The sequence below is a fragment of the [Ruminococcus] torques ATCC 27756 genome, assembly GCF_000153925.1.
Lineage (GTDB): Bacteria > Bacillota > Clostridia > Lachnospirales > Lachnospiraceae > Mediterraneibacter > Mediterraneibacter torques.
Map to the genome: position 1 here is coordinate 220,351 of NZ_DS264345.1, position 25,812 is coordinate 246,162.

Genomic DNA, 25,812 nt, shown 5'->3' on the forward strand with positions numbered 1-25,812 from the left:
AAGGTGAGCAGTATATGATCTGTCTGTAAAATATAAAACATATGGAGGAATATTATGGCCTATCAAATGACTTTTAAGCGTTATGAATTAAAATATCTGCTTAATAAGAAAGAAAAAGAAGAGATTCTTCTTGCAATGAAACCGCATATGAAATTGGATGATTATGGAAGAACGGTGATAAGAAATATTTATTTTGACACAGAGAATTTCCGGCTTATCCGGCGGTCGCTGGAAAAGCCGGTATATAAAGAAAAACTTCGCATCCGAAGTTATAAACCGGTACAGATTACGGATCCGGTATTTGTGGAGATTAAGAAAAAGTATAAATCGGTTGTGTATAAGCGCAGACTTCTGCTTCCGGAAAAGACAGTGATGGAAAGTTTTCGGACAGGAGAGCCGCTCCCGGTATGTTCGCAGATAGGAGATGAAATACAGTATTTCCGCGAGTATTATAAAAACCTTCAGCCATCCGTGTTTTTGTCTTATGAAAGGGAAGCGTTTTATTCCTTAGACGGAAGTGATTTTCGGGTAACGTTTGATGAAAATATTCTATACCGCAGAAACGACATTTCTTTAGGAAGTGAAATTTATGGACATCCCTTACTGGGAAAACAACAGACATTGATGGAAATTAAAACATCCGGTGGAATTCCGCTTTGGATGAGTGAAACGCTTACAAAACATCATTTGTATAAAACATCATTTTCAAAATATGGTTCTGCTTATCAACGTATGATGGAAGCGGCTATGCAGGGAGAATACTGTTATGCTTAATACTTTATTTCAAGGGATTTTTGATACAGATATGACCAGTGTGATTTCCGTTTCGGACTTTTTATTGTGTGTGGGATGCGCGCTTGCAGTTGGATTGATCCTGGCGGGAACTTACATGTATGGAACAAAATACACGAAGAGTTTCGTGGCAACGCTGGCGTTGCTTCCGGCAGTGGTCTGTGTAGTGATCATGATGGTAAATGGAAATGTAGGAACCGGCGTAGCAGTTGCGGGAGCGTTTAGTCTCGTACGATTCCGCTCCGTTCCGGGATCGGCAAAAGAAATCGGGGCTATTTTTCTTGCTATGTGTTCCGGTCTGGTAGCGGGAATGGGATATTTGGCTTATGCGTTATTATCAGCAGTGATTCTCGGCGCCATTATGCTGTTGTATAATCGGATGGATTTTGGAACGAGAAAGCATGGATTACGTTATAAAACATTGCACATTACAATACCGGAAGATTTGGATTACAGCGGAGTGTTTGACAAGATATTAAAGCAGTACACTGAAGATTATGAGGTAGTACAGATTAAAACAACAAACATGGGAAGTTTATTCAAATTGACATACAACCTTACGTTGAAAAAACCGGAAACGGAAAAAGAATTGATCGATAAACTTCGATGTAGGAATGGAAATCTGGAAATTACAATGTGCAGACAGGAGACGGTAATCGGAGAATTATAGGAGGCGATGAGAAATGCGGAAAAGAGAAGTTGTATTATTTTTTGTAATGGGATCGTTTTTGCTATCCGGCTGTCATACAACAAATCAGGATATACAGCAAAATACAGACAGTACAGCGTCTGAGAGTACCTCTGCGACGGAAATAGATACTTCTGCTATGTTTTCCGATAGAGACAAAGAGGTCGGATATGAAGAAGAGGAGAGTGTCGCTGTTTTGTTGGCGGACAAGGGATCTTCCTGTGAATCTGATTCAGTGTCGATTGATGAAAACGTAGTGACTATTACAGAGGAAGGGACATACATACTTTCAGGTTCTCTCTCAGATGGAATGGTGATTGTAGATGCGGAGGATACAGATAAAATTCAGCTTGTTTTGGATGATGTATCTATTTCTAATTCTCAGTCGGCTGCTTTGTATATACGGTCTGCAGATAAAGTATTTGTCACTACTGCAGCGGGAACGGAAAATGAGCTGATTAATTTAGGAACGTATATTGCTATAGATGAGAATAATATTGATGCAGCGGTATTTTCAAAATCAGATCTGACTCTCAATGGGGAAGGAATACTTACCGTTACCGCTCAGGAAGGACATGGAATCGTATCAAAAGATGATCTTGTCTTTACAAGCGGTGACTATACGATTACAAGTGCAAAACATGGGATATCGGGAAAGGACAGCGTCCGGATTGCTAATGGTTCTTATAAGATTATATCCGGAAAAGATGGGATACATGGAGAAAATACCGAGGACAGTAGTTTAGGTTTTGTCTATTTGGCAGGAGGTACTTTTGATATTACCTCACAGCAGGATGGAGTCAGCGCCGGCGCATGGCTTCAGGCAGAGGAGGGAACTTACACTATTGTGGCAGGAGAGGGAAGCGCCGGGGTACAGAATCAGGAATTAGAAACGAAAATGCTGCCGGAACAGTTGCCGCAAGATACAACAGAGGAAAACACAACCAGTATCAAGGGAATGAAAGCGTCTGCACAGATTGTATTAAAAGGCGGAACCTATACAGTTGATACAGAGGATGATGCATTTCATTCCAACGGGAATTTTGTTGTCAGTGGAGGTACTTACAGTGTGTCATCGGGAGACGATGGGATTCATGCAGATGGGAACGTTACGATTTCCGGAGGGAGTATAGATATATTAAAAAGCTATGAAGGAATCGAAGGATTGAGTATTGATATTACAGGGGGCGAGCTTTCTGTACTGGCCTCTGATGACGGAATGAATGCAGCAGGAGGAAATGACGGCAGCGGATTTGACGGACCCGGAGGCGGGGGAGATCAGTTTGCGGTTACGGAAGGCGCCTATATTCACATTTCCGGAGGTAAGCTCCATGTCAATGCGTCGGGAGATGGCATTGATTCCAATGGGGATCTTACGGTTTCCGGTGGAGAAACTTATGTTTCCGGTCCTTCTAATGATGGAAACGGAACATTGGATTACAGTGGCAGTGCAGTGATTACGGGAGGAGTCTTTGCAGCGTCAGGATCATCGGGGATGGCGCAAAGCTTTGATGATTCTTCCACACAAGGGTGCATGATGGTCAATGTAGAGGCGCAGGAAGCCGATACGGATATTGTACTTTTGGATGACAGTGGAAATGAAATTTTGAGCTGGAGCGCTGAAAAAACGTATTCATCTGTCATTATAAGCTGTGAGGAAATCAAAGAAGGAGAAAATTATACCGTAAAATGTGGAGAGACAGAACAGAGTGTTACGATGGACAGTTTGGTTTATGGAAGTAATTCTCCGTCAGGAGGAAATCCCGGAGGCGGCAGCTTATGAAGTCATGTTCAAAAATCGCATTGATTCTGGCATACAATCCGGAGTATTGTCTGGTAGATTTGGTACAGACATTAAAGAAAAAGGGATTTTGGAGATCTATGGAACAACGAATCGTTTGACAAATATATATTTTATTATCGGAGGAATGTTTCTTATTCTGGGAGTTTTTCTATATTGTTTGAAAAAGTAGTCGGAACTATGCCGGGAGGTGGAAGCGTGACACAGGAAGAATACTATGGTGATGTATTTGCTTTACTGAAACAAGGAGAAGTATACTTAAAGAAAGTAATGGAAATGTATCCAAATGATAACACACAAGATGAGCTGCAGTCGATTTTATACACAAAGACAAGAATAAAAACACCGGAAAGCATGATGGAAAAATTAAAAAGGCGCGGATTGGAGACAGATTGTCGTACTGCATTGGCAAATACTCATGATGCCATAGGAATCAGAGTGATCTGTTCTTTTGTAGAAGAAGTATATCGTATCGAAAGATGGCTGCAAAAAAGAGAGGATATTGAAATCCTGGAAAAAAAAGATTATATCGCTTATCCGAAGGCAAATGGTTACAGGAGTCTTCATCTGATCATACAATTTACAAAATTTGATTTACAGGGAGTTGAAGCGGAAATACAGATTCGTACGATTGCCATTGATTTTTGGGCAACTCTGGAACATCAGATAAAGTACAAAAGAAATGTTCCACATGAAAAGACGATACGGAGGGAACTGAAAAGGTGCGCAGATGAAATTGCTTCTGTGGATTTGTCTATGCAGACTATCCGGGATATTTTACAAAGTGATACATGGAAGCACGTAGATGAAAGAAGTCGGTGAACTGCCGGCATGTAATTATACAATCTTTAATATGTATATAAACGGAAATCATGTAAAATATTGTAAATGATTTATGGAAAGGAGTATAATATGGATATATAAAAAATAAAAGGGAAAGCGGGGAAAAGAATGAGGAAAAAGAAAGTTTTTGCGCTTGCAATGGCGGGATGCATGATGTTCACACAACCGGTATTTGCAGAGGAATTGCAGAAAGAACTTACAGATGCAGTCGTGATATCAGATGACGCACAAAAAGAAGGTAATTTGGATGTGCTCTCTGAAGATGGAGAGAAAACGTTTTTTGTGAACGGTTCGTCATCTGAAGCTGCGGAAGCGGAAAGGGCAAACTTTGCAGAAAGAGCTGCGGAAGAAGGGAAAACAGGAAATTCGGTCTTGCTTGACAGGAATGCCGTCACATATTTGGAAGGGCATCGGGAAATTCCGTGTGAGGAACAAGGAGGAATTTATTTTCTGAATCGGAACAAATTATCGTTGTACAAGCCGGACAGCAATGAGTTGACAGAAGTACATCAGTTTGACAATGTGCAAGATGTTTATGTGGCAAATGACAGACTGTATATATTGGACCGCAGTTCTAATATTACGATCTATAATTTGCTTACGCAGCAGGAAGAGAAGAAACTTCAGTATGGAGATCACGCAAGTTCGATCGGCGCAGATTCAAAGGGAAGGATTTATCTTGCCGAATCGAATGGCAATGGTGACGATTATGATCTGTATCTTTTATCGCCGGAAGGAACGCTTTTATCGCAGGCTTTATCCGAGGAGGCAGTGTACGGTTTTTGCGGCTTCGATGAAAGTAACGGGAACTATTATGTAGATACTTATAATAACTGGCGGTACTGGGGGTATGACCATGATATGCATGCCCTTCGCGCCGGAAATGTAACCGGAGATCAGCTCACCTTTCATAATAAAAAATTGATGATGTATATTTGTCAGTCATATTTCTATGAACGTGAAGAACAGGCCGGTATGCTCGGGGATAAATATATATGCGTAGACAGTACATTTAATTCAAGACTAAAGGTTTGGGATTCTGATGTGTATAAATCAGAAGAACCGGAAGATACGGAAGTTTTCTTCTTACCGCGCAATAATGAAGAAGGAGGAGCGTTTGATCCGAATGCGAGCGTCGGAACACGAACGATCTACCGCGAGGAGACGGATTCTATTGTTACATTTAAAGACAATTCATACATAGCGGAATATGACATCCAAAGCGGAGAAGAGATTTATTCTGCAAAAACAGATTATCCGGTATTCTGTCTGATGGAATACGAAGGCGGGGTTGCAGCGGTTGAAAAATCCGGCGATAATTATTATTATGAATTTTTCCCATGGAAGAAAGCGACCAGCCTGGAAGTGGAAGGAAGCAGCCATACGGTAAATATAGGCGATACATTGCAGCTTACACCTGTGACAAACGGAACAATGGAAGAAGTCTACAGTTGGAAGAGCAGCGATCCGAAAATCGCGAGCATCAACCGGGCGGGACAGGTATTCGGCTGGAGCAAAGGAGAGGCAGTGATCACAGTCAGTACAACAAGCGGTCTGTCGGCGCAGTGTACGGTGACGGTGACGGGAGAACCTTCTGTTCAAGACCCGGATAAAACAGCGACGGTTACAGATGGTTATGCTTCTAATAATCATTCTTTGAATGATTATGCAATATGGAGTAAGACAGTTAATTCTTATTTGATTCCGAATGCAGACGGAACATTTACGAGAGTGGAGCATTGCGGCGGAAAAATGATCGTTGAAAACTATTCTGCGGCAGGCAAGAAGACCGGAAGTAAAACGGTTGCAATGGAGCTGAGTCTGTTTGGCGGATTTTACAGTGGAAGCGATCATAATTATTTCGTGTTCGGACAGGCTAATCCAAATGACAGCGATGAAGAAGAAGTAATGCGAATCGTAAAATATTCCAAAGATTTTCAGAGAATAGGGGCGGTTTCCGTATACGGAGCGAATACGAATATTCCGTTTGAGGCAGGTTCGCTGCGGATGACAGAGACAGCCGGAAAGCTTTATATTCATACATGTCATGAGATGTATACTGACAGCGACGGATTGAATCATCAGGCGAATATGACGTTTGTGATCAATGAAAATGACATGAGTGTAGAACAGTCTTACTATGATGTGCTGAATCTTGCACAGGCAGGATATGTAAGTCATTCTTTTAATCAGTTTATTCAGACGGACGGAGAGAATATTTACAGAGTAGATCACGGTGATTATGCACCGAGAGGAATCGCTCTTATTAAGTCACAGGTTGGCGGATCGATCACTAAAGTCGATTATGCGATTCCGGTTGGTTTAGGCAAGGTGACCGGAGGGCATTACAATTCTACGGGAGCCTCTGTCGGCGGGTTTGAAATATCGTCTGAAAACTGTATTATCGCAGGAAATGCAGTAGATTTCGAGAGCGAAAGTGCCAATACTTCAGACCAGAGAAATATTTTTATCAGCATTACCGATAAACAATTAACTCAAGCGAAAACGGTATGGCTGACAAATTACGATAAGCAGCAGGGTATAAACGTACAGACACCTCAGCTTGTGAAGATCGGAGAGGATCAATTCCTTGTAATGTGGCAGGAAGGCAGTAAATCCGAGGGGAATCTGACGACGAAGATCGTAACGATCGATTCCGAAGGAAATAAAACTTCTAATATAAGGTCAAAATCGATGCCGCTTTCCGATTGTCAGCCCGTCGTAGGACCGGACGGGGTTGTAAGATGGTATGTGACAGACGGCAAGGCTCCGACGATTTATGCGGTCAATCCGTTTGAGCAAAGCCAGTCATATATAAAGGGCGACGTAAATGAAGACGGGAAAGTTGAGATCAGTGATCTGCGCCTGATCCTGCGCAGCGTATGTAAAAAAGTAGAGTTGACAGAACAGCAGAAACTTGCTGCGGATGTGACGGAAGACGGGAAAGTCGAGATCGGTGATCTGAGGAAAGTGTTAAGATATATTTGCCATAAGATTCCTGAGTTATAACAAGAAAAAGGCGTTGATTCGTTTTTTACGGATCAGCGCCTTTTTAAGCAGAAAAAGTTGTGAAAACAGAACTGCTTACAACCGGAACATTAATGATGCAATATTAAAATAAATCAATATAGAAAATGTATCGACAAGCGTTGTGATCAGCGGAGAAGCCATAATAGCCGGATCAAGGTGCACCTTGCTTGCAACAAGAGGAAGAATACATCCGATCAGTTTCGAGATGATAACAGTTGCGATCAGCGAAAGCGCAATGACTAAAGCAAGATTCGGATTATGATACTGGATCAGGATACGAACGCCGTTTGTAAGAGCGAGTACAGCTCCTACAATTATGGAGATACGGAATTCTTTAAAAATAACTTTAAAAATATCTTTAAAATGTATTTCCGAAAGAGCAAGTCCCCGAATGACCAGTGTTGAGCTTTGCGAACCACAGTTTCCGCCTGTATCCATCAACATAGGGATAAAGGATACAAGAAGCGGGATCGCAGCAAATGCGTCTTCATATTTTGTGATGATCGTACCTGTGATAATGGAAGTAAGCATAAGGATGAGAAGCCATGGGATCCTGTTTTTTGCGTGGGCGAAAGTGGATGTATTAAAATAAGTTTTTTCGCTTGGATTAATGGCGGCCATCTTAGTGATATCTTCTGTTGCTTCTTCAACCATAACGTCCATAGCGTCGTCAAATGTGACGATTCCGACCATAAGTCCGTCTTTATCAAGTACCGGAAGCGCAAGCAGGTCGTATTTTCTGAATAATTGAGCCACTTCTTCTTTATCGGTATAAGTTCTTACGGAAATGATCTCTGTTTCCATCAGTTCACTGATCAGAATGCCATCGTCGGTCGTCATGAGATCTTTTGCGCTGACGATGCCGATCAGCTTCCTTTTATCTGTGACGTAGCAGGTATAGATCGTTTCTTTGTGAATACCGGTTTCCTTGATGTGAGCCATAGACTGTGCGACAGTCATAGACTGACGGATATCGACATATTCGGTTGTCATGATGCTTCCTGCGCTGTCTTCCGGATAATTAAGAAGTTGGTTGATCAGCGTTCTGTCAGACGGCGAAACCGTATCAAGAATACGATTTACGAGGTTTGCCGGAAGCTCTTCGAGAAGATCGACAGTATCATCCATGTAAAGGTCATCAAGGAGTTCCTTTAGTTCTTTTTCGGAAAACATGTCTACAAGGTAGGTCTGCATGGAAGTTTCCATATTGGCAAATACTTCCGCTGCCTTATCTTTCGGAATCAGCCGAAATGCAAGAGCAAGCTCTTTATCGTCAAGTTCTGACAGTAATGAGGCTATGTCCACTTCGTTCATTACATCTAAAATGCTTCTCACAGCTTTGAACTGACGCTGGCCGAGAAGCTGTACAAAAATGTCTTTGTTCATGATAAATACCTCTCTTTATGTAATTTTTTTCGATCAGACTGTGTATATGACAACTGACACCGGAGTCCATAACCTCACCACCTTTCAATATGGAACGCACAGGGCGCTTCCGCAAAATAAAAACCGTCATTTTTAAAGTGACGGAATCATAACAATATTTTTACTGCTTTATTTTAGTTTACAGGGGAAAAAGTGTCAAGAAAAACATATGTAAAAATGGATGAAAAATTAAGAAAAATCTGTTATAATCAATAAAGCATATGGCAATAACTAATAGAAAAGAGGATTTATTATGGAGTACAAGATCACAGGCTGCAAGCCGGAGAAATTATTTCATTTTTTTGAAGATATCAGCGCAATCCCGAGAGGATCGGGAAATGAGAAGGGTCTTAGCGACTATCTTGTGAAATTCGCAAAAGACAGAAACCTCTGGGTTTACCAGGATGAAAGTAATAATGTGATCATAAAAAAAGAAGGAAGCGAGGGGGCAAAAGACAAAGCTCCTGTTATGCTTCAGGGACATATCGATATGGTATGCGATAAACTTGCCGGAGTCGAGCATGATTTTGAAAAAGACGGGCTTGATCTCATTGTAAAAGACGGCGTTCTTTACGCAAACGGAACGACTCTCGGAGCAGACAACGGAGTAGCGGTTGCCCTTATGATGACAGTTCTTGACGATAAAGAATTAGAGCACCCTCCTGTAGAGTGTGTGTTTACGACGTCGGAGGAAATCGGACTAAACGGCGCTCAGGCGCTTGATAAGTCTCAGATCACAGCGCGTACGATGATCAACATGGATTCAGAAGAAGAAGGAGTCGCAACAGTTAGCTGTGCCGGCGGACTTCGTGTTCAGCTTACAAGAAAGATAGAAAGAGTGCAGGCAGAAGGAACATTAGTTCAAATAAAAGCAGAAGGCCTTCTCGGCGGACATTCGGGAACGGATATTGATAAAGAGCGTCAGAATGCGAATCTTCTGATGGCTCGTATGGCAGATCATCTTCTGAAAAATACAAAAGGACTTCTTGTGAACTTTGCAGGCGGAACAAAAGATAATGCAATTACAAGAGAGTGTGAGATGTCTCTTATCTATGCAGATTCGGCAGAAGCACAAAAAGCAGAGAAACTTGCATGTGATCTCGCAGAAGTATTTGCAGATGAAATCACATCTTTTGAGCCGGATTTCTCCTGCGAGATCGCAGTGACGGAAGGCCAGAGCGCAATGGCGGTTCAGGAAGAAGATGCAAAGGCATTCGTAAGTCTGATGCGTCTTGCTCCAAACGGAATTTACAGACGAAACATCAAGATGAACGGGTTTGTCGTTGTATCGTCTAATATGGGAGTAGTCAGAACAGAAGAAGATTATATTATGGTTGCGGTTTCTCCCAGATCGTCTGTTGCAAGCCTTCAGGAAGATACAAAATCGCGTTTCGCACTTCTTGCAGAGACGTTTGGATTTGAGATTGAGTACAGCGGAGAATATCCGGGCTGGAGTTATGCGGAAGAATCTAAGATCCGCGATCTGTTTGTAGAAAGCTACCGCGATCTGTTCGGAAGTGAACTTCGTTTGGAGGCGATTCATGCAGGACTTGAATGCGGACTTTTTTCAGAAGCAATTCCGGGACTGGATGCGATCGCAGTAGGTCCGACACTGAATAATGTACACACTCCGGATGAGAATGCTCCGCTTGATTCGCTTGAGCGTTTCTATGAGCTTCTTAAAGATGTTCTTTCAAGATTGGCCAGAGCATAAGAAGAACAGGGAGATTTGATTAAAAATAAGTGTTCTGTAAAAGAATGGGCGGGATCTTGAAGATGCCGCTTTTTCTTTGCGACCGGGAGTTTGTTTCAGATCAGCGCTGGAGAGTAGATATGAATGAGTTTTATGAAGAATTAAAAAAGGTACTGGATCTTTCTGACGGGGATGTTTGGACGGAGACTGTTTTGTGCGGCAAAGATGCCGGAAAGAAGCGGATTCTTTCCGGGATTTTTGCTCAAGACGAAGAACAAAATGAAAGACCGGACGAAAAGAAAAAGGAAAACAGAGAAAAAAGCGGATGTGAAGGCAAGAGCAGAATCTTCCGTGAACGAATCGGAAGAATTCCCCGTCTTGTAATTTGCGGCGGAGGACACGTTTCGGCTGCGGCTACGAAACTCGGGAAGATGCTTGGGTTTGAGGTGACTGTTCTTGAGGATCGTCCGAAATTCGCAGATCATGTAAGAAAAGCCGGAGCAGATAATGTCATTTGCGCTCCTTTTAAGGAAGGACTTGCAAAGATCGGCGGTGACTCGGATACATGGTTTGTCATAGTGACGCGCGGTCACAGATACGATGCGGAATGTCTGGAAATAATCGTGGAAAAGCAAAATGCATATATCGGGATGATGGGCAGTAAACGGCGGGTTGCAATCGTAAAAGATCAGCTTGAGAAAAAAGGTATCGACAGAGAAGATTTAGAGCGGGTACACACGCCGATAGGATTGAAGATCAAGGCAGAGACTCCGGAGGAGATCGCCGTTTCGATCATGGCGGAAATAATCGAAGTAAAAAACAGCAGAGAAAAAGCGGGCGGATATTCAAAAGAGTTGTCGGAGAAGCTTTTTGAAAAGAAAAATGATACAAAAGAAAGTTTTAAGGAACCATCATTGAAAAAAGTGCTTGCGACTATCGTTTCCCGAAAAGGATCTGCGCCTAGAAGCGTAGGAACGAAGATGCTGATAATGGAAGACGGAAGCATAACGGGTACGATAGGCGGAGGATGTGTAGAAAGTGAAGTCATGCAAAAAGCCCTGCTTATGATGCGAAAAGGCGAACCTGTATTTCAACTTTGTAAAGTCGATATGACGGCAGACGACGCAGAAGAGGAAGGAATGGTATGCGGAGGCGTCGTAGAAGTGATGCTTGAGATGATATAACCGAAAAGGAAAGGAGGCAGTGAAATGAAAAGAAAATCGGTTTTTATTTTAAAAGGAAATATTGTATACAGCAAAAATCAGAAAGAATTTTCGATTTGTGAAAATGGATATGTAGTCTGCAAAGACGGAATCGTGGAGGGCGTCTATAAGACGCTTCCGTTTAAATTCGGAGGAAATCCGATACGGGATTACAAAGACGCGCTGATTATTCCGGGATTTACAGATCTTCATGTTCATGCGCCTCAGTATTCGTACCGCGGTCTGGGAATGGATATGGAATTGTTAGAATGGCTCGAAACGAATACGTTTCCGGAGGAATCGAAGTTTTGTGATTTAGACTATGCAGAAAAGTCATACCGGATTTTCGTGAAAAATATGCAAAAGAGTGCAACTACAAGGGCGTGTGTATTTGCGACTCTTCACAGGCCGGCGACTGTTTTGCTTATGGATATGCTTGAACAAAGCGGGCTGAGTACTTTTGTCGGGAAAGTGAATATGGATCGGAATGCGCCGGATTATTTAGTTGAAGAAACGAAAAAGTCGACAGAAGAAACTTTAAAGTGGATTGAGGAGACAATTCAGAAAAACTACAGTCGTACATATCCGATCCTTACGCCGAGATTTATTCCGACGTGTACCGATGAGGTTATGAAAGAACTAAAAAAACTTCAGAAACGTTATGAGCTTCCGCTTCAGTCACATTTGTCGGAAAACTTCGGGGAGATCGCATGGGTAAAAGAACTTTGTCCGTGGTCTGAGTTTTACGGAGACGTTTATGATACATTCGGATTGTTCGGTAAAGATACACGTACGATTATGGCGCATTGTGTACACAGCGATGAAAGAGAGATCAGCAGGATGAAAGAAAACGGCGTATTTATCGCACACTGTCCCGAGTCTAATATGAATGTGTCTTCCGGGATCGCGCCGATAAGAAAGTTTCTTGAAGAAGGACTTCATGTCGGATTGGGAAGCGATGTGGCAGGAGGAAGTACGGAAAATATGTTTCGGGCAATGGCTCATGCCGTTCAGGCGTCAAAACTGCGTTGGCGTATTTGCGACGATAGTTTAGAAGCGCTGACGTCAGAAGAAGTTTTCTTTATGGCGACAAAAGGAGGAGGAGAATTTTTCGGGAAAGTTGGAAGCTTTGAACCGGGATACGAATTTGATGCAGTCGTTCTGGATGACAGCAGGCTTGCGCATCCCCAGGAACTTGATATAAGAAGCCGACTGGAACGGATGATCTATCTGGCGGATGAACGGGAAGTAGTCGGAAAATATGTAAAAGGAAAAGAAATCGATCTTTCTTAAGGAAAAGAGAAAAATAAAAGACAAATAAAAGATAAATAAATGAAGAAACAGCCCGCGGAGAATGAAACCTTCGCGGGCTGTTTCTTGAAAAGAATTCGGCTTATCCTTTCGATGTTTAATTTTCTTCAATGACCGCGATTGTTTCCACCTCGCACAAAACTCCTTTCGGGAGATCTTTTACGGCGACGCAGGAACGGGCGGGTTTCCTGTAAAATATTTTGCATATACTTCGTTAAATGCGGCAAAATCAGACATATCGGCAAGAAAGCATGTCGTTTTTACAACATCTGTAAAAGAAGCGTTTTGGCTTTCGAGAAGTCCTTGTATATTTTTCATAACTTGCTCTGTCTGTTCCCGGATCGTTGTTCCGATGACTTCACCGGTTTCCGGAGAAAGAGGAATCTGACCGGAGAAAAACGCAGTTCCATTTACTACAATACCTTGTGAATATGGTCCGATCGCTGCCGGTGCTTTGTTTGTTTCAACATATTTTAACATTATATCTACCTCCTGAAAAAATATTTTGCATTCTCTTATCATACATCAAAAAATTCGCCTTGTATATATTTTTAGGCGAATCCGAAAGTGTACCGTGCTTGTTTTTGAGGTGTGCTCAGATGAAAAGAAGAGGGGGAAAGCATAATGGGCGATTATTGCATTTCATTATATTTAATGATATTCTAATAGAAGATAAAAGGCGGTATGAACAGGAAAAACGGGAGAGGAAAAAGAGAAAAAATCTTCGGAGATTTTCCTGTATCAAGGAAGGATAAAGATCAGTCAGAAAGAGGAAAAGTAAGATGGGTATACGAGAGACAAAAAAAGATAATTCAGAGTTGTTTAAGTGGGACGGAAAGCCGTCGGCGGGACAGGTATTTCCCCTTGCGGCGCAGCATGTGCTTGCGGCGGTAGTCGGATGTGTGACGCCGGCAATTTTGGTTGCAAATGCGGCGAATAATGCGGGAGGCAATGTAGATATGGGACTTTTAATACAGATGTCTCTTGTCTTTGCGGCGCTGTCTACGCTGCTTCAGTTATATGGAAATAAAATCAGGATCGGATCGGGGCTTCCGGTGATCATCGGCGTGAGTTTTGCTTACGTTCCGACGATGACGGCAATCGCCGCACAGGCAAAAAGCATTGATACGATTCTCGGAGCGATGCTCATAGGCGGCGTGATAGCGATTATTGTAGGATTGACGATCAAACAGATCAGAAAAGTATTTCCGCCGCTTGTGATCGGCACGGTTATTTTTGCGATCGGGCTGTCTTTGTATAAAACAGCGATCAATTATATGGCAGGAAATCCGGCCAATACATATGAGCTCGTAGTAGAACAACAGGGAAAGACGCCGGCGCTTGTGTTTGGTTCCTGGCAGAATTGGGTCGTTGCTTTTGTGACGCTTGCAATCGTCGTTGCGTTAAATCATTATGGGAAAGGTCTTTTTAAACTGGCGTCAATATTGATCGGGCTTTTGTGTGGATATGTGCTCGCGCTTTGCTTTGGAATGGTAGATTTTTCAGTTCTTTCAAGCGCGGGATGGTTTCAGATCCCGAAACCGATGGAGTTTGGTATGAAATTTGAAATATCGGCGATCATACCTTTGGCAATTTTATTTTTAGTCAATTCCATTCAGGCGATGGGAGATTTTTCCGCAACTACAAGCGGCGGAATGGATCGTCTCCCGACAGACAGGGAATTAAACGGCGGTATCATCGGATATGGAATAGGAAATATTATCAGCGCTTTTTTCGGCTGTCCTCCGACGGCAACATTCAGTCAGAATGTCGGCATTGTAGGTACGACGAAAGTGATTTCAAGAAGGGTGTTTGCGACATCGGCGGGAATCCTTCTTGTAGCCGGTCTGATTCCGAAGTTTTCGGCTTTATTAAGGACGATTCCGCAATGCGTGCTTGGAGGCGCGGTCGTTTCGGTGTTTGCTTCTATCGCAATGACGGGAATCCGACTGCTTGTAACGGAAAAACTGACTGCCCGTAATGCAACGGTAGCCGGACTTTCTATTGCGATCGGAATGGGTGTTTCATTAAGCGGCGGATGTCTGGATCAAATGACGCAGAGTATCCACAGCGCTTTGAACCTGAGTATGAATCTTGAAAACTTTCAGGCGATCATAAACAATACATTTGCATCCTCTCCGGTTGTTTTGGCGACAATTTTCGCCGTAATACTGAACTTGATCCTTCCGAAGGAGAAAACGACGGAAAAGGAAACGAAATTACGTTAAGTAAAGAACGAATTATTTTTATAAAAGGTATAAAATCAAGTAGAAAGAAGGGGATTAATGATGAAACGGTTATTCAAAGGAGGAACGGTAGTCAGCGGGGAAGGTCTGAAAAAGATCGATCTTTTGGTAAAAGGGGAAAAGATTCTTGCGGCAGGGAAAAATCTTGAATTTCAGGATGCGGAAACGATCGATGTGAGAGGAAAGCTTCTTTTTCCGGGTTTTATAGATGCTCATACGCATATGGCGGCAAAGTTTAATGATATTACGGCGGCAGACAAGTTTGAAACCGGAACAAAGGCAGCGCTGGCAGGCGGAACGACGTGCATCATAGATTTTGCAGAGCAGAAGAAAGGAAAAAGTCTGAAAGAAGCGATTGACGATAAACGTCAGGAAGCAGAAGGCGAGGCATCATGTGATTATGCGCTGCATCTTACACTGAATGAGTGGAACGATGACGTTGCAGAGGAACTGGGGGAGATTGTAAAAAAGGAGACTTGTTCTTTCAAATTATATACGGCGTATGACATGATGCTGGATGACGGACAGATTTACGAGATTTTTTCAAGGGTGAAAGAACTAGGCGGCATTGTCGGAGTTCATTGCGAAAATCACGGGATTGTACAGTCTCGTTTAAAAGAACTTGAGAAAACAAAAGGAAGAACGGATATTGCGGATTATTCATGGATACACCCAAAAGAAGCGGAAGCAGAAGCGGTGGGGCGCATCCTGAAGATTGCCAAATGTGCGGATGTTCCGGTGATCATTGTGAATTTAAGTACGGCTGCCGGATACCGGGAGATTTTAAAAGCGAGAGAAATCGGTCAGACCGTCTATGTCGAGACGTGTCCGGAATATCTTCTTCTGAATGAGGAAAAATATGCTCTTGCGGCAGAAGAAGCGCGAAAATATGTAACTGTTCCGCCTCTTAGGAAACAGAAAAACAGCGATATATTGTGGGATGCATTGAAAGAAGGAAGGATTCAGACGATAGCGTCCGATCATTTTGGATTTACAAAAGAACAGAAAAATGCAGGAGAAGAGGATTTTATGCTGACGCCTTCCGGTATGCCGGGAGCAGAAGAACGTCCGGCGCTTATGTGGCAGTTCGGAGTGAATGAAGGAAAGATAACGGCAGAGCAGATGTGTGCATATCTTTCGGAGAATCCCGCAAAATTATTTAAATTATATCCGTGGAAAGGGGCACTTATTCCGGGCAGTGACGCGGACATCGTCATATGGAATCCTAACACGGAATGGACGATGACTGCGGCGGATCATCAGTCTGCATGCGACTATTGCCTGTTGGAAGGAGCAGAGATCGAAGGAAGGGCAGAACAGGTTTATTTGAGAGGAAAACTTGTGGCAGAGAACGGAAAAATCATAGAAGAAAAGACAGGAATGTATATCCGTCATGGCGTAGAATAATATGGTGTTTATCTATAAAAATAATGAATTGTGTGAACGTATGTCTTTGTCAGAGGCGCTTTCTGTGAACACATCAGTCATCTCGGTCGTGGGAGCGGGAGGAAAAACAACTCTTTTGCATCGTTTGGAAGACGAGTGTGTAAGAAAAAAACAACATGTGATCATTACGACTACAACGAAGATCATGCATGAAAATAAACCATATTTTTTAGAAGATACATCTATCGGTAAAATAAAGGATACGTTGGGAAAGTTCGGGAGAGTGTGGATCGGAAGCAGGGATTTGATTTCCGGGAAAACGGCGCCGCCTGCAAAAGAAATTTTAGACGAGATCTTTTGGTGGGAGTTGCCGATACTGGTCGAAGCAGACGGAGCAAAACGACTTCCGTTAAAAGTTCCCGCAGAACATGAACCGGTCATTCCGAGTCAAACAGGACATGTTGTTTCCGTATATGGGTTAGATGCAATAGGCAGGACGTTAGAATCAACCTGTTTTCGGTGGGAAAGAGCAGCACAGATCTTAGAAAAAGGCGGAGAAGAGTTCGTTACGGCAAAAGATATCGCGATACTTGCGTCATCGCATAAGGCGGGCAGAAAAGGCTGTCCGCCTTATGCGCAGTATACGGTTGTTTTAAATAAAGCAGACAGTGCATCTAAAAGAGAAGCAGCGCTTGAAGTCTGCAGAGAATTGAATGTTCGGGGAGTGGAAAATATTGTAGTGACATCTTTGCATTCAAAGAAACTTTAGAATAAAAATAAGAGGAAAAAAGTGTGAAAATATTAATTAAAGGCGCAGGGGACCTGGCGACGGGAATCGCATCGAGACTGTACGGAGCAGGTCATCAGATTTTGATGACAGAGATCGCACAGCCCCTTACGGTAAGGAGAACGGTTGCTTTGTCAAGGGCGGTATATGACAGGCGGGCGATTGTAGAAGAGATGGAAGCGGTATCTGCAAAGACACAGGAAGATGCGGAAGCGATAATGGAGGAAGGCAAAATCCCTGTTATAGTTGATCCAAAGGCGGATTGTCGAAAATGGTATAAACCGGATGTGATCGTTGATGCTATTATTGCAAAGAAAAATACCGGAACTAAGATTACGGACGCTCCTTTTGTGATCGGAATAGGTCCGGGATTTACAGCGGGAAAAGACTGTCATTGTGTGATCGAGACAAAAAGAGGTCATACTCTCGGTTCGGTAATATGGGAAGGAAGCGCTATTGCGGATACAGGAGTTCCGGGAAACATAGGAGGATATACGACCGAGCGTCTCATTCGTGCTTCGGAAGACGGGATAATAGAACCGAAAGTCCGAATCGGCGATATAGTCGAAAAAGGGCAGATTGTTGCAGTAACCGGAGGAAAACCGGTTTTCGCCCAAATGGGCGGGATCGTGAGAGGAATGCTGCAGCCGGGGGCGTATGTGAAGAAGAATCTGAAAATCGGAGATATAGATGCCCGCGCGGAGCGTTCCCACTGCGAGACGATTTCGGACAAGGCAAGAGCAATAGGAGGCGGAGCGCTTGAAGCGGCAGAGCGCTTTGAAAAAATAAAAGGGCATTATGCAGTCGTTATATTGGCGGCGGGAAAGGGAACAAGATTCTCAGGGGAACGTGGGGAAAGCAAACTTCACGCAAAGATAGATCAAAAGCCGATGTATATGCATATGATGGATAAAATGCAGGCTTTTTCATCCGTTGAACTGTTTATTGTTACAGGGGATGAGAAGATTATAGAGGAAGCCGAAAAAAGAGGAATCTTTGTTGTGAGAAATAAAGAGCCGGAAAAAGGCATCGCACATTCTGTCGTACTTGGCTTAAAGGCAGTATCTCATAGTTTTAAGAGCGGGACAGACAGAAAATCGGGTGCACCGGACGGAATCCTGTTTTCAGTGTGCGATCAGCCGAAACTGAAAATATCCACAATCCAAAGAATATTAAACGATGCGGCGCTGCATAAGAAAAACGTTATTTGTGCGGGATATCGGGGACAAAAAGGAAATCCGGTTTTGTGGCCGGCTCACTGTTTTGCGGAATTATTAGAATTAACAGGGGATGAAGGCGGCAGACAAATGCTTACAAAATACGAAGAAAAGGTACGTATCATAGAGACAAGCCGGGAAGAACTCAAAGATATCGACAGCAAGAGGGATCTGGAGAATCTGGGGAAAGAAACGGAAGAAAATAAAAAAGCGTAAATAAAAGAAAAGGAAATAATATGAAAAAAAGAGTCATTGCAGTGATTGCTGTTCTCGCCCTTTCAGTTGCCATGTTTGGCTGCAAAGCGGGAAGCGATACCGGAAACGGCAAAAAGCAAAGAGAAGAATCTGCCGGGGATATGGGTACAGAAGGAAAGGCTACGGCAGAGGAGGAAACAGAAATACAGGTTTTTATTGCGGCGAGTCTGAATACAGTTATGACGGAACTTGCAAAGGAGTATCAAAAGGATCATCCGAATGTGAAGATCATATACAACGCGGATAGTTCCGGAACTCTTCTGACGCAGATTGAAGAAGGATATGAATGCGATCTTTTCTTTTCGGCAGCTCAGAAACAGATGGATGTGCTTGAAGCAGACGGATTTCTTGTAGACGGAACGAGAAGTGATGTGGTGAATAATCAGGTTGTCGTTATAACGCTTAAAGACAGCAAAACAAAAGTCAAAGGGCTGGCAAACCTTCAGGATGCAGAGAGCATTGCGCTGGCAGGAGGAAGCGTTCCTGTCGGAAAATATACAAGACAGGCTCTTGTGAATATGGGAATTATCCATACTTCAAACGATCCGGATTCTATTACGGCACAGGAAATTTCCGAAGCGTTTGGAGGAGTTGAGATCAGCGAGCAGGATAACGTAAGCAAAGTGCTGATGGCAGTCGCGGAAGGTTCATGCGAAGTGGGAACGACTTATTATTCTGATATATACGGATACGAAGACGATATTAAGATTTTAGAAAAAGTAAGTTCTGATCTGACCGGAGATGTGATCTATCCGATCGCTCAGATTGTGAATAAAGAAGCTGATAAAAAGCAGACCGAAGCGGCGGAAGATTTTATGGATTTTCTTTTATCTGATGAAGCGGCAAAAGTGTTTGAGTCATATTATTTTGATACGGATATAAAATAGTGTGCATTCAGATCAGGTTAAGGCAGGAGATAATGCATTCGTACGCAAATAGATGTGGAGTATAAATAATGGATGAAGTAACAGAAATATTGAAAAATCTGGATTGGAGCCCTCTGTATATTTCTTTGAAAACAGGTGTGGCAGCTACGGTGATTTCGTTTTTTCTCGGGATATTTGCGGCTGGAAAAGCAGTAAAAGCTTCCCCGGGGAAAAAAGCGGTGCTAGATGGGATTTTGACGCTTCCTATGGTGATGCCTCCTACGGTAGCAGGCTTTTTTTTACTGTTGTTGTTTAGCAGGAGAAGACCGGTCGGAGCATTTTTATTTGAAGAGTTTGGTTTTAAAGTCGTGCAGACATGGATTGGATGTGTGATCGCCGCGATTGTAATTTCGTTTCCGCTGATGTATCGAAACGCAAGAGCGGCAATGGAGCAAATTGATGTGAATCTCGTGTATGCAGGCCGTACACTCGGCATGTCAGAGACGAAAATTTTTTGGAAAATCGTTATACCGACTGCCGGTCCGGGAATTGCGTCAGGAACAATCCTGACATTTGCAAGAGCGATGGGAGAATATGGGGCGACGTCTATGCTGGCAGGAAATATACAAGGAAAGACGGGGACGATCGCTCAGAAGATTGCGATGGTCATTCAGGACGGAGATTATGTTACGGCAGGAATTTGGGTTTCGGTTGTAGTTCTGATCGCTTTTGTCATTATTTTTCTTATGAATTTCATTTCCGGACGAAAGATGAAAAATATCGGGAGGTGGTAAAAGATGGCGATTGATATGCTGATTCGGAAAAAATGGGATAAATTCAGTTTGGATATCAATTTTAAAAGTCAGTCAAAACGAATCGGTATTTTAGGGGCATCAGGCTGCGGTAAAAGTATGACATTAAAAAGTATTGCGGGAATAGAGACTCCTGATAGTGGTCACATTAAGATAGACGGAAATATATTATTTGATAAAGAAACGAAAACAAATCTAAAAACACAGAAACGTAAAGTTGGATACTTGTTTCAAAATTACGCGCTATTTCCGACGATGACAGTAGAGCAAAATATAGCGGCCGGGCTAAAAGGAAATAAGCAGGATATACATAAGCGGGTCAAAGAGATGATTCAAAAGTTTGGTCTGGCAGGTCTGGAAAAACATTATCCAAAGCAGCTTTCCGGAGGACAGCAGCAAAGAACGGCGCTTGCTCGGATTATGGCTTATGAACCGGAAGTTATTTTATTAGACGAGCCCTTTTCCGCTCTTGATCTGTATTTAAAAGACCGATTGGAGCAAGAAGTGCTTCAGATGTTAGAGTCATATATGGGAACTGTGATTATGGTATCACATAATCGAGATGAAATTTACCGTTTTAGTGAAGAGCTTTTCGTTATGGATAAGGGGAGGATTGTCGCATCCGGCAAAACCGAGGAGCTGTTTCAAAATCCGAAAAATAAGACTGCCGCCATACTTACAGGATGTAAAAATTTCTCAAGTATTATCTATATAGATGATCATACAGTAGAAGCAAAGGAGTGGGGAATTTGCTTAAAGACAAAGAGAAAAGTACCAAAAGATGCGAAATGGATTGGGTATCGGGCACATGATTTTATTCCTGTGTGGGGAACAAGGGGAGAAAATATGCTTAAATTTCAACTTGAGAGCAGCGCCCGCCTTCCGTTTGAGCAGAACTATTATATTGCGGCAGAGAATAGAATAGGAAACAGTACAGAAAAAAACGGTGAAAAAGACAAAACTATGATTTGTTGGTTTGTTCAAAGGGAAAAAATGGAAGAAATAGAGAAAAAAGGATTTCCTGACTATTTGTGGATCGATGAGGGGAAAATATTGTTTTTGAATGAATAACAGTCGATCCTTAACAGATAATAAGATACCGCTGTTTTAATATTTTTCATATTTAGGCGAAGTCCGACGACTGTACATACCGACTGCATATACAGTCGTCGTCTCCTTTTATGGAAACAACAGAAACTGAATTTTGATCATGCTTTCTGTTGTTATGGACGATGGGGAATACACTGTTTTGTGTTTCCTATCGTTTTCATATATTTAAGATAACACGTAATTGTGAATGTGATGTGACAATATATGGAAGAAAAATTAAAATTTCTAAAAAGAAACTAAAGTGTATGCTTTTTGACAGTATGCATTATTTCCTGTGATGCCTGCGTCCAACGGTCACGTTCGGCTTCAAACCGCTCCCACAACCATGTGATCGCCAGATCAAGCCCTTCTTCGGAAAGGTCAAAAGTATGACTTTCAATTTGATCTTCCGGCGTTTGTTCAAAACACCATGGTTCAGGATAGACAAAAACGGTGAATGTTGTGCTGTCTCTGCCATTGTCTGAACGCATCATGTACCGCATTCCGTTATGGCTGCCTGAAAAAGGTTCTTTTTTTAAACCGCTGTAAGGAACAAGTCTTTTGTCAATCATAAAAATCTCCCGTTGTTTTAGTGTTTGTCACATCAAATATAAGCTATTATATCATTTGGCGGCATTTTCTGCAAATTCAGTCGTTATAAGATCTTTATACGGAGCTCTTTTTTCAAGCTCCCCGGCGCTTTCTAGGATATCCTGAAGCAGATCAAAGCTGCTTTCTTCAAAAATCAGATTGCTTTTCCACGTGTCTTGTTCATAGTAACGTGTTACGATGGTCGTGATCATCTCAAGTGTTGTTTCCGGAAACTGAGGCTTGATTACAGATGCGGTTTCGGAAGGACTGTGAGAGCGGACATAATCCATTCCCTTTTGAAGCGCGTTTGTAAAACGCTGGATCACATCAGGGTTTTCTTTCAGATAACTTTTTTTGGCGCTGAATGCGGTGTAAGGAACATAGCCGCTGTCTTTGCCAAGCGATGCAATAACATGACCTTTTCCTTCGGATTCAAGAGAAGTCGCTCCGGGCTCAAATTCAATCGTAAAATCTCCGCGGCCATCCGCAAAAGCCGGAGCTGTAGATCCGAAATCAATATTTTGGATAATTGTAAGATCTTTTTCAGGGTCAATTCCGTTCTCTTTTAAAATATATTCAAATACCATTTCCGGCATACCGCCTGTTACCACCATAATAATGTAAATAATTGTCCGATAATTGTTTAGAAGTCATTTGAGCCGGTAAATCCGGTAGATATTGATGCATCAATATCATAATCTCTTTTTTTGTTTTCACAATATTGTAAGGTTTCAGCGGATTATCCGTATCTTCCAAAATTCCTAATTCTTTCATCAAATTGATATAAGGTAAAATACTTTGTTTCGTTTTCTTAAATCCCAATGCTGTGATATGTTCTGACAAGTATTTTGCAGATGTATATCCACGTTCATCTTCTATAATCAGCTTCATTACAAGAGCGATTACAGTATTTTCCCGGCGATTCATCTCATCAGCAGGACTGTAATTGATTAAATCAGACAAACCATATTTTAAAGTAATTTCCGGCATTCCTTCTTTATCTACGTCAATTCTCTCAATCAACAATTCAATATCTCTTCGGTCAAGAGTTCCACCTGCAATGATTTTATCAACTACATCCAATGCATTTCTCAATTTGTCCTTTACATCCGGTGTTTCTATAGTAGTTTCGTTCAGTTCTTTTTCCTGTATCTCCATACCATGAATCTGCGCCAGTAGATCTTTTTGCATAGAATTATAGGTTTCATGGATCAAATCCTCATTTTCAGATGCTATGGATAAATCTTTTATTTTTTGTGTTAAAAGTATCTTCAGTTGATTTCTTCGGTTTTGAATTTCTTCTTGAATGTCCTGTCGTTTTTCTGCCAGTGTTTTCTTTTCTGCATCAAAGTCCCTCATATCATATGTGGAAATTACTTCACAAAGCGCTTCTCTGCACAGTTTAATATAATTCAGCACATCTTCCATCAAATCATTTTCCTCAATCAGATGCGCTTTCTCGCAATACCGCCTGCCTTTCGTATTATAGGTAGTACAAATATAATATTTTCTTTCTCTGCTGGATGTTTGACGCTTAATCGGTGTCAAACGACTTCCACAATCTTTACAAAACAAACAGCTTCCAAAAGGATTGGGAATTTCTGAACCGATCCATTCCCCCCTGCTTCCACGATAATTTGTGCGATTACGCTTTTCTTTTAATTCCTGCACAAGAGAAAAAGTGGATTTATCAATAATTGCCGGATGATGATCTTCAAAAATACACTGTTCTTCTTTTGGAACACGTTTATCCTTTCCGTGTACTGTATTTCTGGCACGTTTTCTCAAACGAAAAGTTCCAATGTAAAAATCATTATCTAATAATTCCTTCACCATGCTGTCAGACCAAATGGTTGCAACTTTCTTTTTGCTTATGCGACCTTCTTCAATTTCTCGTTCTCGCTGTACCATAGAAGGCGTTGGGATATCCTGGTCGGTCAAATAATTTGCTATTTTGCGATAACCTGATCCTGAGATATAAAGATCGTAAACCATTTTGATAAATTCTGCCTCTTTGGGAACGATTTTGATGATACTTTTGTCTTTCGTATCCCGGCAATATCCGAAAGGCGGTTTTGTCATAAGAGTGCCTTCTTTTTGTCTGGCTCCGATCGCTCTTTTGATTTTCTTACTGGTATCTTTTACATAACGCTCATTGAACCATGTTTTAATTCCAATGGTGTCGTCGCTGGAATCAAAAGAATCGTAATTATCATCAATGACAATGAGATGTTTTCCCCGTTCCTGAAATTCATCCAAAAGCAAAAGAACCTTCGCATTATGTCTGCCAAGACGCGAGAAATCTTTCACATATACGGTATCAATATCTTTATCCAAATCAGCCATCATCTGCCTAAATCCCGGTCTGTCAAAAATATAACCTGATACTCCGTCATCTTCATACCATCGGTCAATAACCATTCCATTGTTAGATGCATACTGATTGATAATTAACTTCTGATTTTCTATAGAAACATAATTTCGCTTATCGTCATCTCTTGAAAGACGCACATATCCGGCATTCATGTCCTTATCCTTTCTGAAATATTATTTATAGAATAATGTAATATAATTATATATTGAAAAATCTTTTTCGTAACCGGAGTCTCATATAAATTTTATATATAATTTTCGATCATCCATATAACCACTGTACTTTCGGACCTTTTGAAGTATATCGAAACACCCATTTTATCACGAATTTACCACGATTGAATGAGCCTTAATATATAAAATAGCACTAAAAAGCAGTCAATCGTAAAGACCAACTGCTTTGTGTGTATGGATATTAAATTTTGTTAGAATCTATCAGTGCCCTAAATCTTAAATACTAATATAGCTTTATCTGTTCCGACCATAGACATAGTTACTAATTTATATCCTTTGTTCAGCATTTCCTCTGATTTTTTCTCAATAGCTTTTGCTAAATCTTCTACACCAGTAGAACATTCTACAACAACCGATTTATAGACTAAATTGAACATTTTATCTACCTCCTTATTTGATTTTAGAGCAAATAAAAATTACAACAAAACATATAATAAGTGCGATTACACCTGCAATAAATGCAAATATGATTTTTTGATAATTTCTTTTTCCTATTTCTTGTTGTGTTTCATCATGCGTTAATTGTTTTCCGTCAATAAATGCCAAAATTTCTTTGTAGGTTTGAATATCATATCTCTTTTTGAATTTTTCAATTTTACTTGCCGTATAGAGCGTTATTGCGAACAAGAATAACCAGATAACAATTCCTATATTTCCCTTAATACTAAATAAAGGATAGGCACTTACGGCTACAACTATTAATTCGATTAGGAAAACTACACTTATCACATTAAACTTTTTAATTGTTGCTTTTTCTACAATCTCCTTCATCTCCTTTATATCTTCTTTTATAAAATTATCTAAAGACACATTGAAGATATTAGATAAAGTAATTAAACTTTTAATATCTGGACAACTTTTATTTGTTTCCCAATTAGAAATTGTTTGTCTTGAAACAAATATTTTAAGAGCCAGCTCTTCTTGAGAAATTTTTTGTTGTTCCCTAAATTTCTTGATTTGTAATCCAATATCCATCTTGAATCTTCTCCTTTATTGTATCTGCATATAGCTATTTTGTCTGTCAAAAGCCTTTGACATTGCCCTTTTTCCCTTGTCAAAATAGTTTTACATGGTTTAAAATTGAATTTTTCAACTAATTATACTCGGTTTTATATATAAGTTACAAGAAAAATATGATCTTACATTTATTTTTTCGGTTGCTCTCTGTATA

22 protein-coding genes and 1 pseudogene are annotated in these 25,812 nt (G+C 41.4%); 16 read left to right on the forward strand and 7 right to left on the reverse strand.

What is annotated here, in order from left to right:
- Nucleotides 1-54: 54 nt before the first annotated feature.
- The 6 genes from RUMTOR_RS02255 to RUMTOR_RS02280 all read left to right on the forward strand — a co-directional run bounded on the left by RUMTOR_RS02255 (nucleotide 55) and on the right by RUMTOR_RS02280 (nucleotide 7,133).
- Nucleotides 55-774: a polyphosphate polymerase domain-containing protein gene (locus RUMTOR_RS02255; protein ID WP_004845432.1), complete on the forward strand. Its 720-nt coding sequence runs from the start codon at nucleotides 55-57 to the stop codon at nucleotides 772-774.
- The gene (locus RUMTOR_RS02260) at nucleotides 767-1,462 is read left to right on the forward strand and encodes a DUF4956 domain-containing protein (RefSeq protein WP_004845433.1); all 696 of its coding nucleotides are present in this window, start codon (nucleotides 767-769) and stop codon (nucleotides 1,460-1,462) included. Before RUMTOR_RS02255 ends, RUMTOR_RS02260 begins: the two co-directional genes overlap by 8 nt.
- Before the next feature lie 13 nt (nucleotides 1,463-1,475).
- Nucleotides 1,476-3,263: a carbohydrate-binding domain-containing protein gene (locus RUMTOR_RS02265; RefSeq protein ID WP_004845434.1), complete on the forward strand. Its 1,788-nt coding sequence runs from the start codon at nucleotides 1,476-1,478 to the stop codon at nucleotides 3,261-3,263.
- On the forward strand, nucleotides 3,260-3,382 hold the full coding sequence (locus RUMTOR_RS13615; RefSeq protein WP_278078303.1) for a hypothetical protein: 123 nt from the start codon (nucleotides 3,260-3,262) through the stop codon (nucleotides 3,380-3,382). The genes RUMTOR_RS02265 and RUMTOR_RS13615 overlap by 4 nt, the downstream gene beginning before the upstream one ends.
- Nucleotides 3,383-3,437: 55 nt before the next feature.
- Nucleotides 3,438-4,103: a GTP pyrophosphokinase gene (locus RUMTOR_RS02275; RefSeq protein WP_009319884.1), complete on the forward strand. Its 666-nt coding sequence runs from the start codon at nucleotides 3,438-3,440 to the stop codon at nucleotides 4,101-4,103.
- Between the two features lie 129 nt (nucleotides 4,104-4,232).
- Nucleotides 4,233-7,133 carry a dockerin type I domain-containing protein gene (locus tag RUMTOR_RS02280; protein WP_004845437.1) on the forward strand — a complete coding sequence of 967 codons (2,901 nt, stop codon included), beginning with the start codon at nucleotides 4,233-4,235 and terminating at the stop codon, nucleotides 7,131-7,133.
- A gap of 75 nt (nucleotides 7,134-7,208) precedes the next feature.
- Here RUMTOR_RS02280 and mgtE read toward each other — a convergent pair whose 3' ends face one another.
- Nucleotides 7,209-8,540 carry a magnesium transporter gene (gene mgtE / locus RUMTOR_RS02285; protein WP_004845438.1) on the reverse strand — a complete coding sequence of 444 codons (1,332 nt, stop codon included), beginning with the start codon at nucleotides 8,538-8,540 and terminating at the stop codon, nucleotides 7,209-7,211.
- Nucleotides 8,541-8,832: 292 nt separating this feature from the next.
- On the opposite strand from mgtE, the gene RUMTOR_RS02290 reads away from it, so the two are divergent.
- From RUMTOR_RS02290 to RUMTOR_RS02300, 3 genes are all read left to right on the forward strand, one after another.
- Nucleotides 8,833-10,293 carry an aminoacyl-histidine dipeptidase gene (locus RUMTOR_RS02290; RefSeq protein WP_004845439.1) on the forward strand — a complete coding sequence of 487 codons (1,461 nt, stop codon included), beginning with the start codon at nucleotides 8,833-8,835 and terminating at the stop codon, nucleotides 10,291-10,293.
- A gap of 62 nt (nucleotides 10,294-10,355) precedes the next feature.
- Nucleotides 10,356-11,456 (forward strand): XdhC family protein, encoded by a 1,101-nt coding sequence (locus RUMTOR_RS02295; protein ID WP_009242378.1) that lies wholly within the window; start codon nucleotides 10,356-10,358, stop codon nucleotides 11,454-11,456.
- A 24-nt stretch (nucleotides 11,457-11,480) separates the two neighbouring features.
- Nucleotides 11,481-12,767, forward strand: coding sequence for an amidohydrolase family protein (locus RUMTOR_RS02300; protein WP_004845441.1), 1,287 nt, complete (start codon nucleotides 11,481-11,483; stop codon nucleotides 12,765-12,767).
- 115 nt (nucleotides 12,768-12,882) lie between these two features.
- On the opposite strand, the pseudogene RUMTOR_RS02305 reads toward RUMTOR_RS02300, so the two are convergent.
- Nucleotides 12,883-13,265 (reverse strand): annotated as a pseudogene (locus RUMTOR_RS02305) (RidA family protein).
- A gap of 302 nt (nucleotides 13,266-13,567) precedes the next feature.
- Here RUMTOR_RS02305 and RUMTOR_RS02310 point away from each other — a divergent pair.
- From RUMTOR_RS02310 to RUMTOR_RS02340, 7 genes are all read left to right on the forward strand, one after another.
- Entirely contained in the window at nucleotides 13,568-15,013 is a 1,446-nt protein-coding gene (locus tag RUMTOR_RS02310; protein ID WP_004845443.1) for a uracil-xanthine permease family protein, read from the forward strand.
- Between the two features lie 57 nt (nucleotides 15,014-15,070).
- Nucleotides 15,071-16,438, forward strand: a complete 1,368-nt coding sequence (hydA, locus tag RUMTOR_RS02315) for a dihydropyrimidinase (protein WP_004845444.1) — start codon at nucleotides 15,071-15,073, stop codon at nucleotides 16,436-16,438.
- Nucleotide 16,439: 1 nt separating this feature from the next.
- Complete coding sequence (yqeC, locus tag RUMTOR_RS02320; protein ID WP_004845445.1) at nucleotides 16,440-17,186, forward strand: selenium cofactor biosynthesis protein YqeC; 747 nt, start codon at nucleotides 16,440-16,442, stop codon at nucleotides 17,184-17,186.
- Between the two features lie 23 nt (nucleotides 17,187-17,209).
- On the forward strand, nucleotides 17,210-18,637 hold the full coding sequence (yqeB, locus tag RUMTOR_RS02325) for a selenium-dependent molybdenum cofactor biosynthesis protein YqeB (RefSeq protein ID WP_009242376.1): 1,428 nt from the start codon (nucleotides 17,210-17,212) through the stop codon (nucleotides 18,635-18,637).
- 20 nt (nucleotides 18,638-18,657) lie between these two features.
- On the forward strand, nucleotides 18,658-19,563 hold the full coding sequence (gene modA, locus RUMTOR_RS02330) for a molybdate ABC transporter substrate-binding protein (protein WP_004845447.1): 906 nt from the start codon (nucleotides 18,658-18,660) through the stop codon (nucleotides 19,561-19,563).
- A 68-nt stretch (nucleotides 19,564-19,631) separates the two neighbouring features.
- A complete protein-coding gene (modB, locus tag RUMTOR_RS02335; RefSeq protein ID WP_004845448.1) occupies nucleotides 19,632-20,336 on the forward strand; it encodes a molybdate ABC transporter permease subunit in 705 nt (234 codons plus the stop codon).
- A 3-nt stretch (nucleotides 20,337-20,339) separates the two neighbouring features.
- Nucleotides 20,340-21,425 carry a sulfate/molybdate ABC transporter ATP-binding protein gene (locus RUMTOR_RS02340; RefSeq protein ID WP_004845449.1) on the forward strand — a complete coding sequence of 362 codons (1,086 nt, stop codon included), beginning with the start codon at nucleotides 20,340-20,342 and terminating at the stop codon, nucleotides 21,423-21,425.
- Between the two features lie 275 nt (nucleotides 21,426-21,700).
- On the opposite strand, the gene RUMTOR_RS02345 is transcribed toward RUMTOR_RS02340, so the two are convergent.
- From RUMTOR_RS02345 to RUMTOR_RS02360, 5 genes are all read right to left on the reverse strand, one after another.
- Complete coding sequence (locus tag RUMTOR_RS02345) at nucleotides 21,701-22,015, reverse strand: hypothetical protein (RefSeq protein WP_004845450.1); 315 nt, start codon at nucleotides 22,013-22,015, stop codon at nucleotides 21,701-21,703.
- Nucleotides 22,016-22,066: 51 nt separating this feature from the next.
- Entirely contained in the window at nucleotides 22,067-22,621 is a 555-nt protein-coding gene (locus tag RUMTOR_RS02350; protein WP_004845452.1) for an ABC transporter substrate-binding protein, read from the reverse strand.
- Nucleotides 22,611-24,560, reverse strand: coding sequence for a recombinase family protein (locus RUMTOR_RS02355; protein WP_004845453.1), 1,950 nt, complete (start codon nucleotides 24,558-24,560; stop codon nucleotides 22,611-22,613). Before RUMTOR_RS02355 ends, RUMTOR_RS02350 begins: the two co-directional genes overlap by 11 nt.
- A 290-nt stretch (nucleotides 24,561-24,850) precedes the next feature.
- The gene (locus RUMTOR_RS13090) at nucleotides 24,851-25,018 is read right to left on the reverse strand and encodes a hypothetical protein (RefSeq protein WP_004845454.1); all 168 of its coding nucleotides are present in this window, start codon (nucleotides 25,016-25,018) and stop codon (nucleotides 24,851-24,853) included.
- A gap of 13 nt (nucleotides 25,019-25,031) precedes the next feature.
- On the reverse strand, nucleotides 25,032-25,616 hold the full coding sequence (locus RUMTOR_RS02360) for a helix-turn-helix domain-containing protein (protein WP_004845455.1): 585 nt from the start codon (nucleotides 25,614-25,616) through the stop codon (nucleotides 25,032-25,034).
- Nucleotides 25,617-25,812: the final 196 nt, after the last annotated feature.

What these genes read in the sequence shown, in the direction of transcription:
- RUMTOR_RS02255 (WP_004845432.1), top strand. Translation starts at nt 55, where the DNA reads ATGGCCTATCAAATGACTTTTAAGCGTTATGAATTAAAATATCTGCTT.
- RUMTOR_RS02260 (WP_004845433.1), top strand. Translation starts at nt 767, where the DNA reads ATGCTTAATACTTTATTTCAAGGGATTTTTGATACAGATATGACCAGT.
- RUMTOR_RS02265 (WP_004845434.1), top strand. Translation starts at nt 1,476, where the DNA reads ATGCGGAAAAGAGAAGTTGTATTATTTTTTGTAATGGGATCGTTTTTG.
- RUMTOR_RS13615 (WP_278078303.1), top strand. Translation starts at nt 3,260, where the DNA reads ATGAAGTCATGTTCAAAAATCGCATTGATTCTGGCATACAATCCGGAG.
- RUMTOR_RS02280 (WP_004845437.1), top strand. Translation starts at nt 4,233, where the DNA reads ATGAGGAAAAAGAAAGTTTTTGCGCTTGCAATGGCGGGATGCATGATG.
- mgtE (WP_004845438.1), bottom strand. Translation starts at nt 8,540, where the DNA reads ATGAACAAAGACATTTTTGTACAGCTTCTCGGCCAGCGTCAGTTCAAA.
- RUMTOR_RS02290 (WP_004845439.1), top strand. Translation starts at nt 8,833, where the DNA reads ATGGAGTACAAGATCACAGGCTGCAAGCCGGAGAAATTATTTCATTTT.
- RUMTOR_RS02295 (WP_009242378.1), top strand. Translation starts at nt 10,356, where the DNA reads ATGCCGCTTTTTCTTTGCGACCGGGAGTTTGTTTCAGATCAGCGCTGG.
- RUMTOR_RS02300 (WP_004845441.1), top strand. Translation starts at nt 11,481, where the DNA reads ATGAAAAGAAAATCGGTTTTTATTTTAAAAGGAAATATTGTATACAGC.
- RUMTOR_RS02310 (WP_004845443.1), top strand. Translation starts at nt 13,568, where the DNA reads ATGGGTATACGAGAGACAAAAAAAGATAATTCAGAGTTGTTTAAGTGG.
- hydA (WP_004845444.1), top strand. Translation starts at nt 15,071, where the DNA reads ATGATGAAACGGTTATTCAAAGGAGGAACGGTAGTCAGCGGGGAAGGT.
- yqeC (WP_004845445.1), top strand. Translation starts at nt 16,440, where the DNA reads ATGGTGTTTATCTATAAAAATAATGAATTGTGTGAACGTATGTCTTTG.
- modA (WP_004845447.1), top strand. Translation starts at nt 18,658, where the DNA reads ATGAAAAAAAGAGTCATTGCAGTGATTGCTGTTCTCGCCCTTTCAGTT.
- modB (WP_004845448.1), top strand. Translation starts at nt 19,632, where the DNA reads ATGGATGAAGTAACAGAAATATTGAAAAATCTGGATTGGAGCCCTCTG.
- RUMTOR_RS02340 (WP_004845449.1), top strand. Translation starts at nt 20,340, where the DNA reads ATGGCGATTGATATGCTGATTCGGAAAAAATGGGATAAATTCAGTTTG.
- RUMTOR_RS02345 (WP_004845450.1), bottom strand. Translation starts at nt 22,015, where the DNA reads ATGATTGACAAAAGACTTGTTCCTTACAGCGGTTTAAAAAAAGAACCT.
- RUMTOR_RS02350 (WP_004845452.1), bottom strand. Translation starts at nt 22,621, where the DNA reads ATGGTATTTGAATATATTTTAAAAGAGAACGGAATTGACCCTGAAAAA.
- RUMTOR_RS02355 (WP_004845453.1), bottom strand. Translation starts at nt 24,560, where the DNA reads ATGAATGCCGGATATGTGCGTCTTTCAAGAGATGACGATAAGCGAAAT.
- RUMTOR_RS13090 (WP_004845454.1), bottom strand. Translation starts at nt 25,018, where the DNA reads ATGTTCAATTTAGTCTATAAATCGGTTGTTGTAGAATGTTCTACTGGT.
- RUMTOR_RS02360 (WP_004845455.1), bottom strand. Translation starts at nt 25,616, where the DNA reads ATGGATATTGGATTACAAATCAAGAAATTTAGGGAACAACAAAAAATT.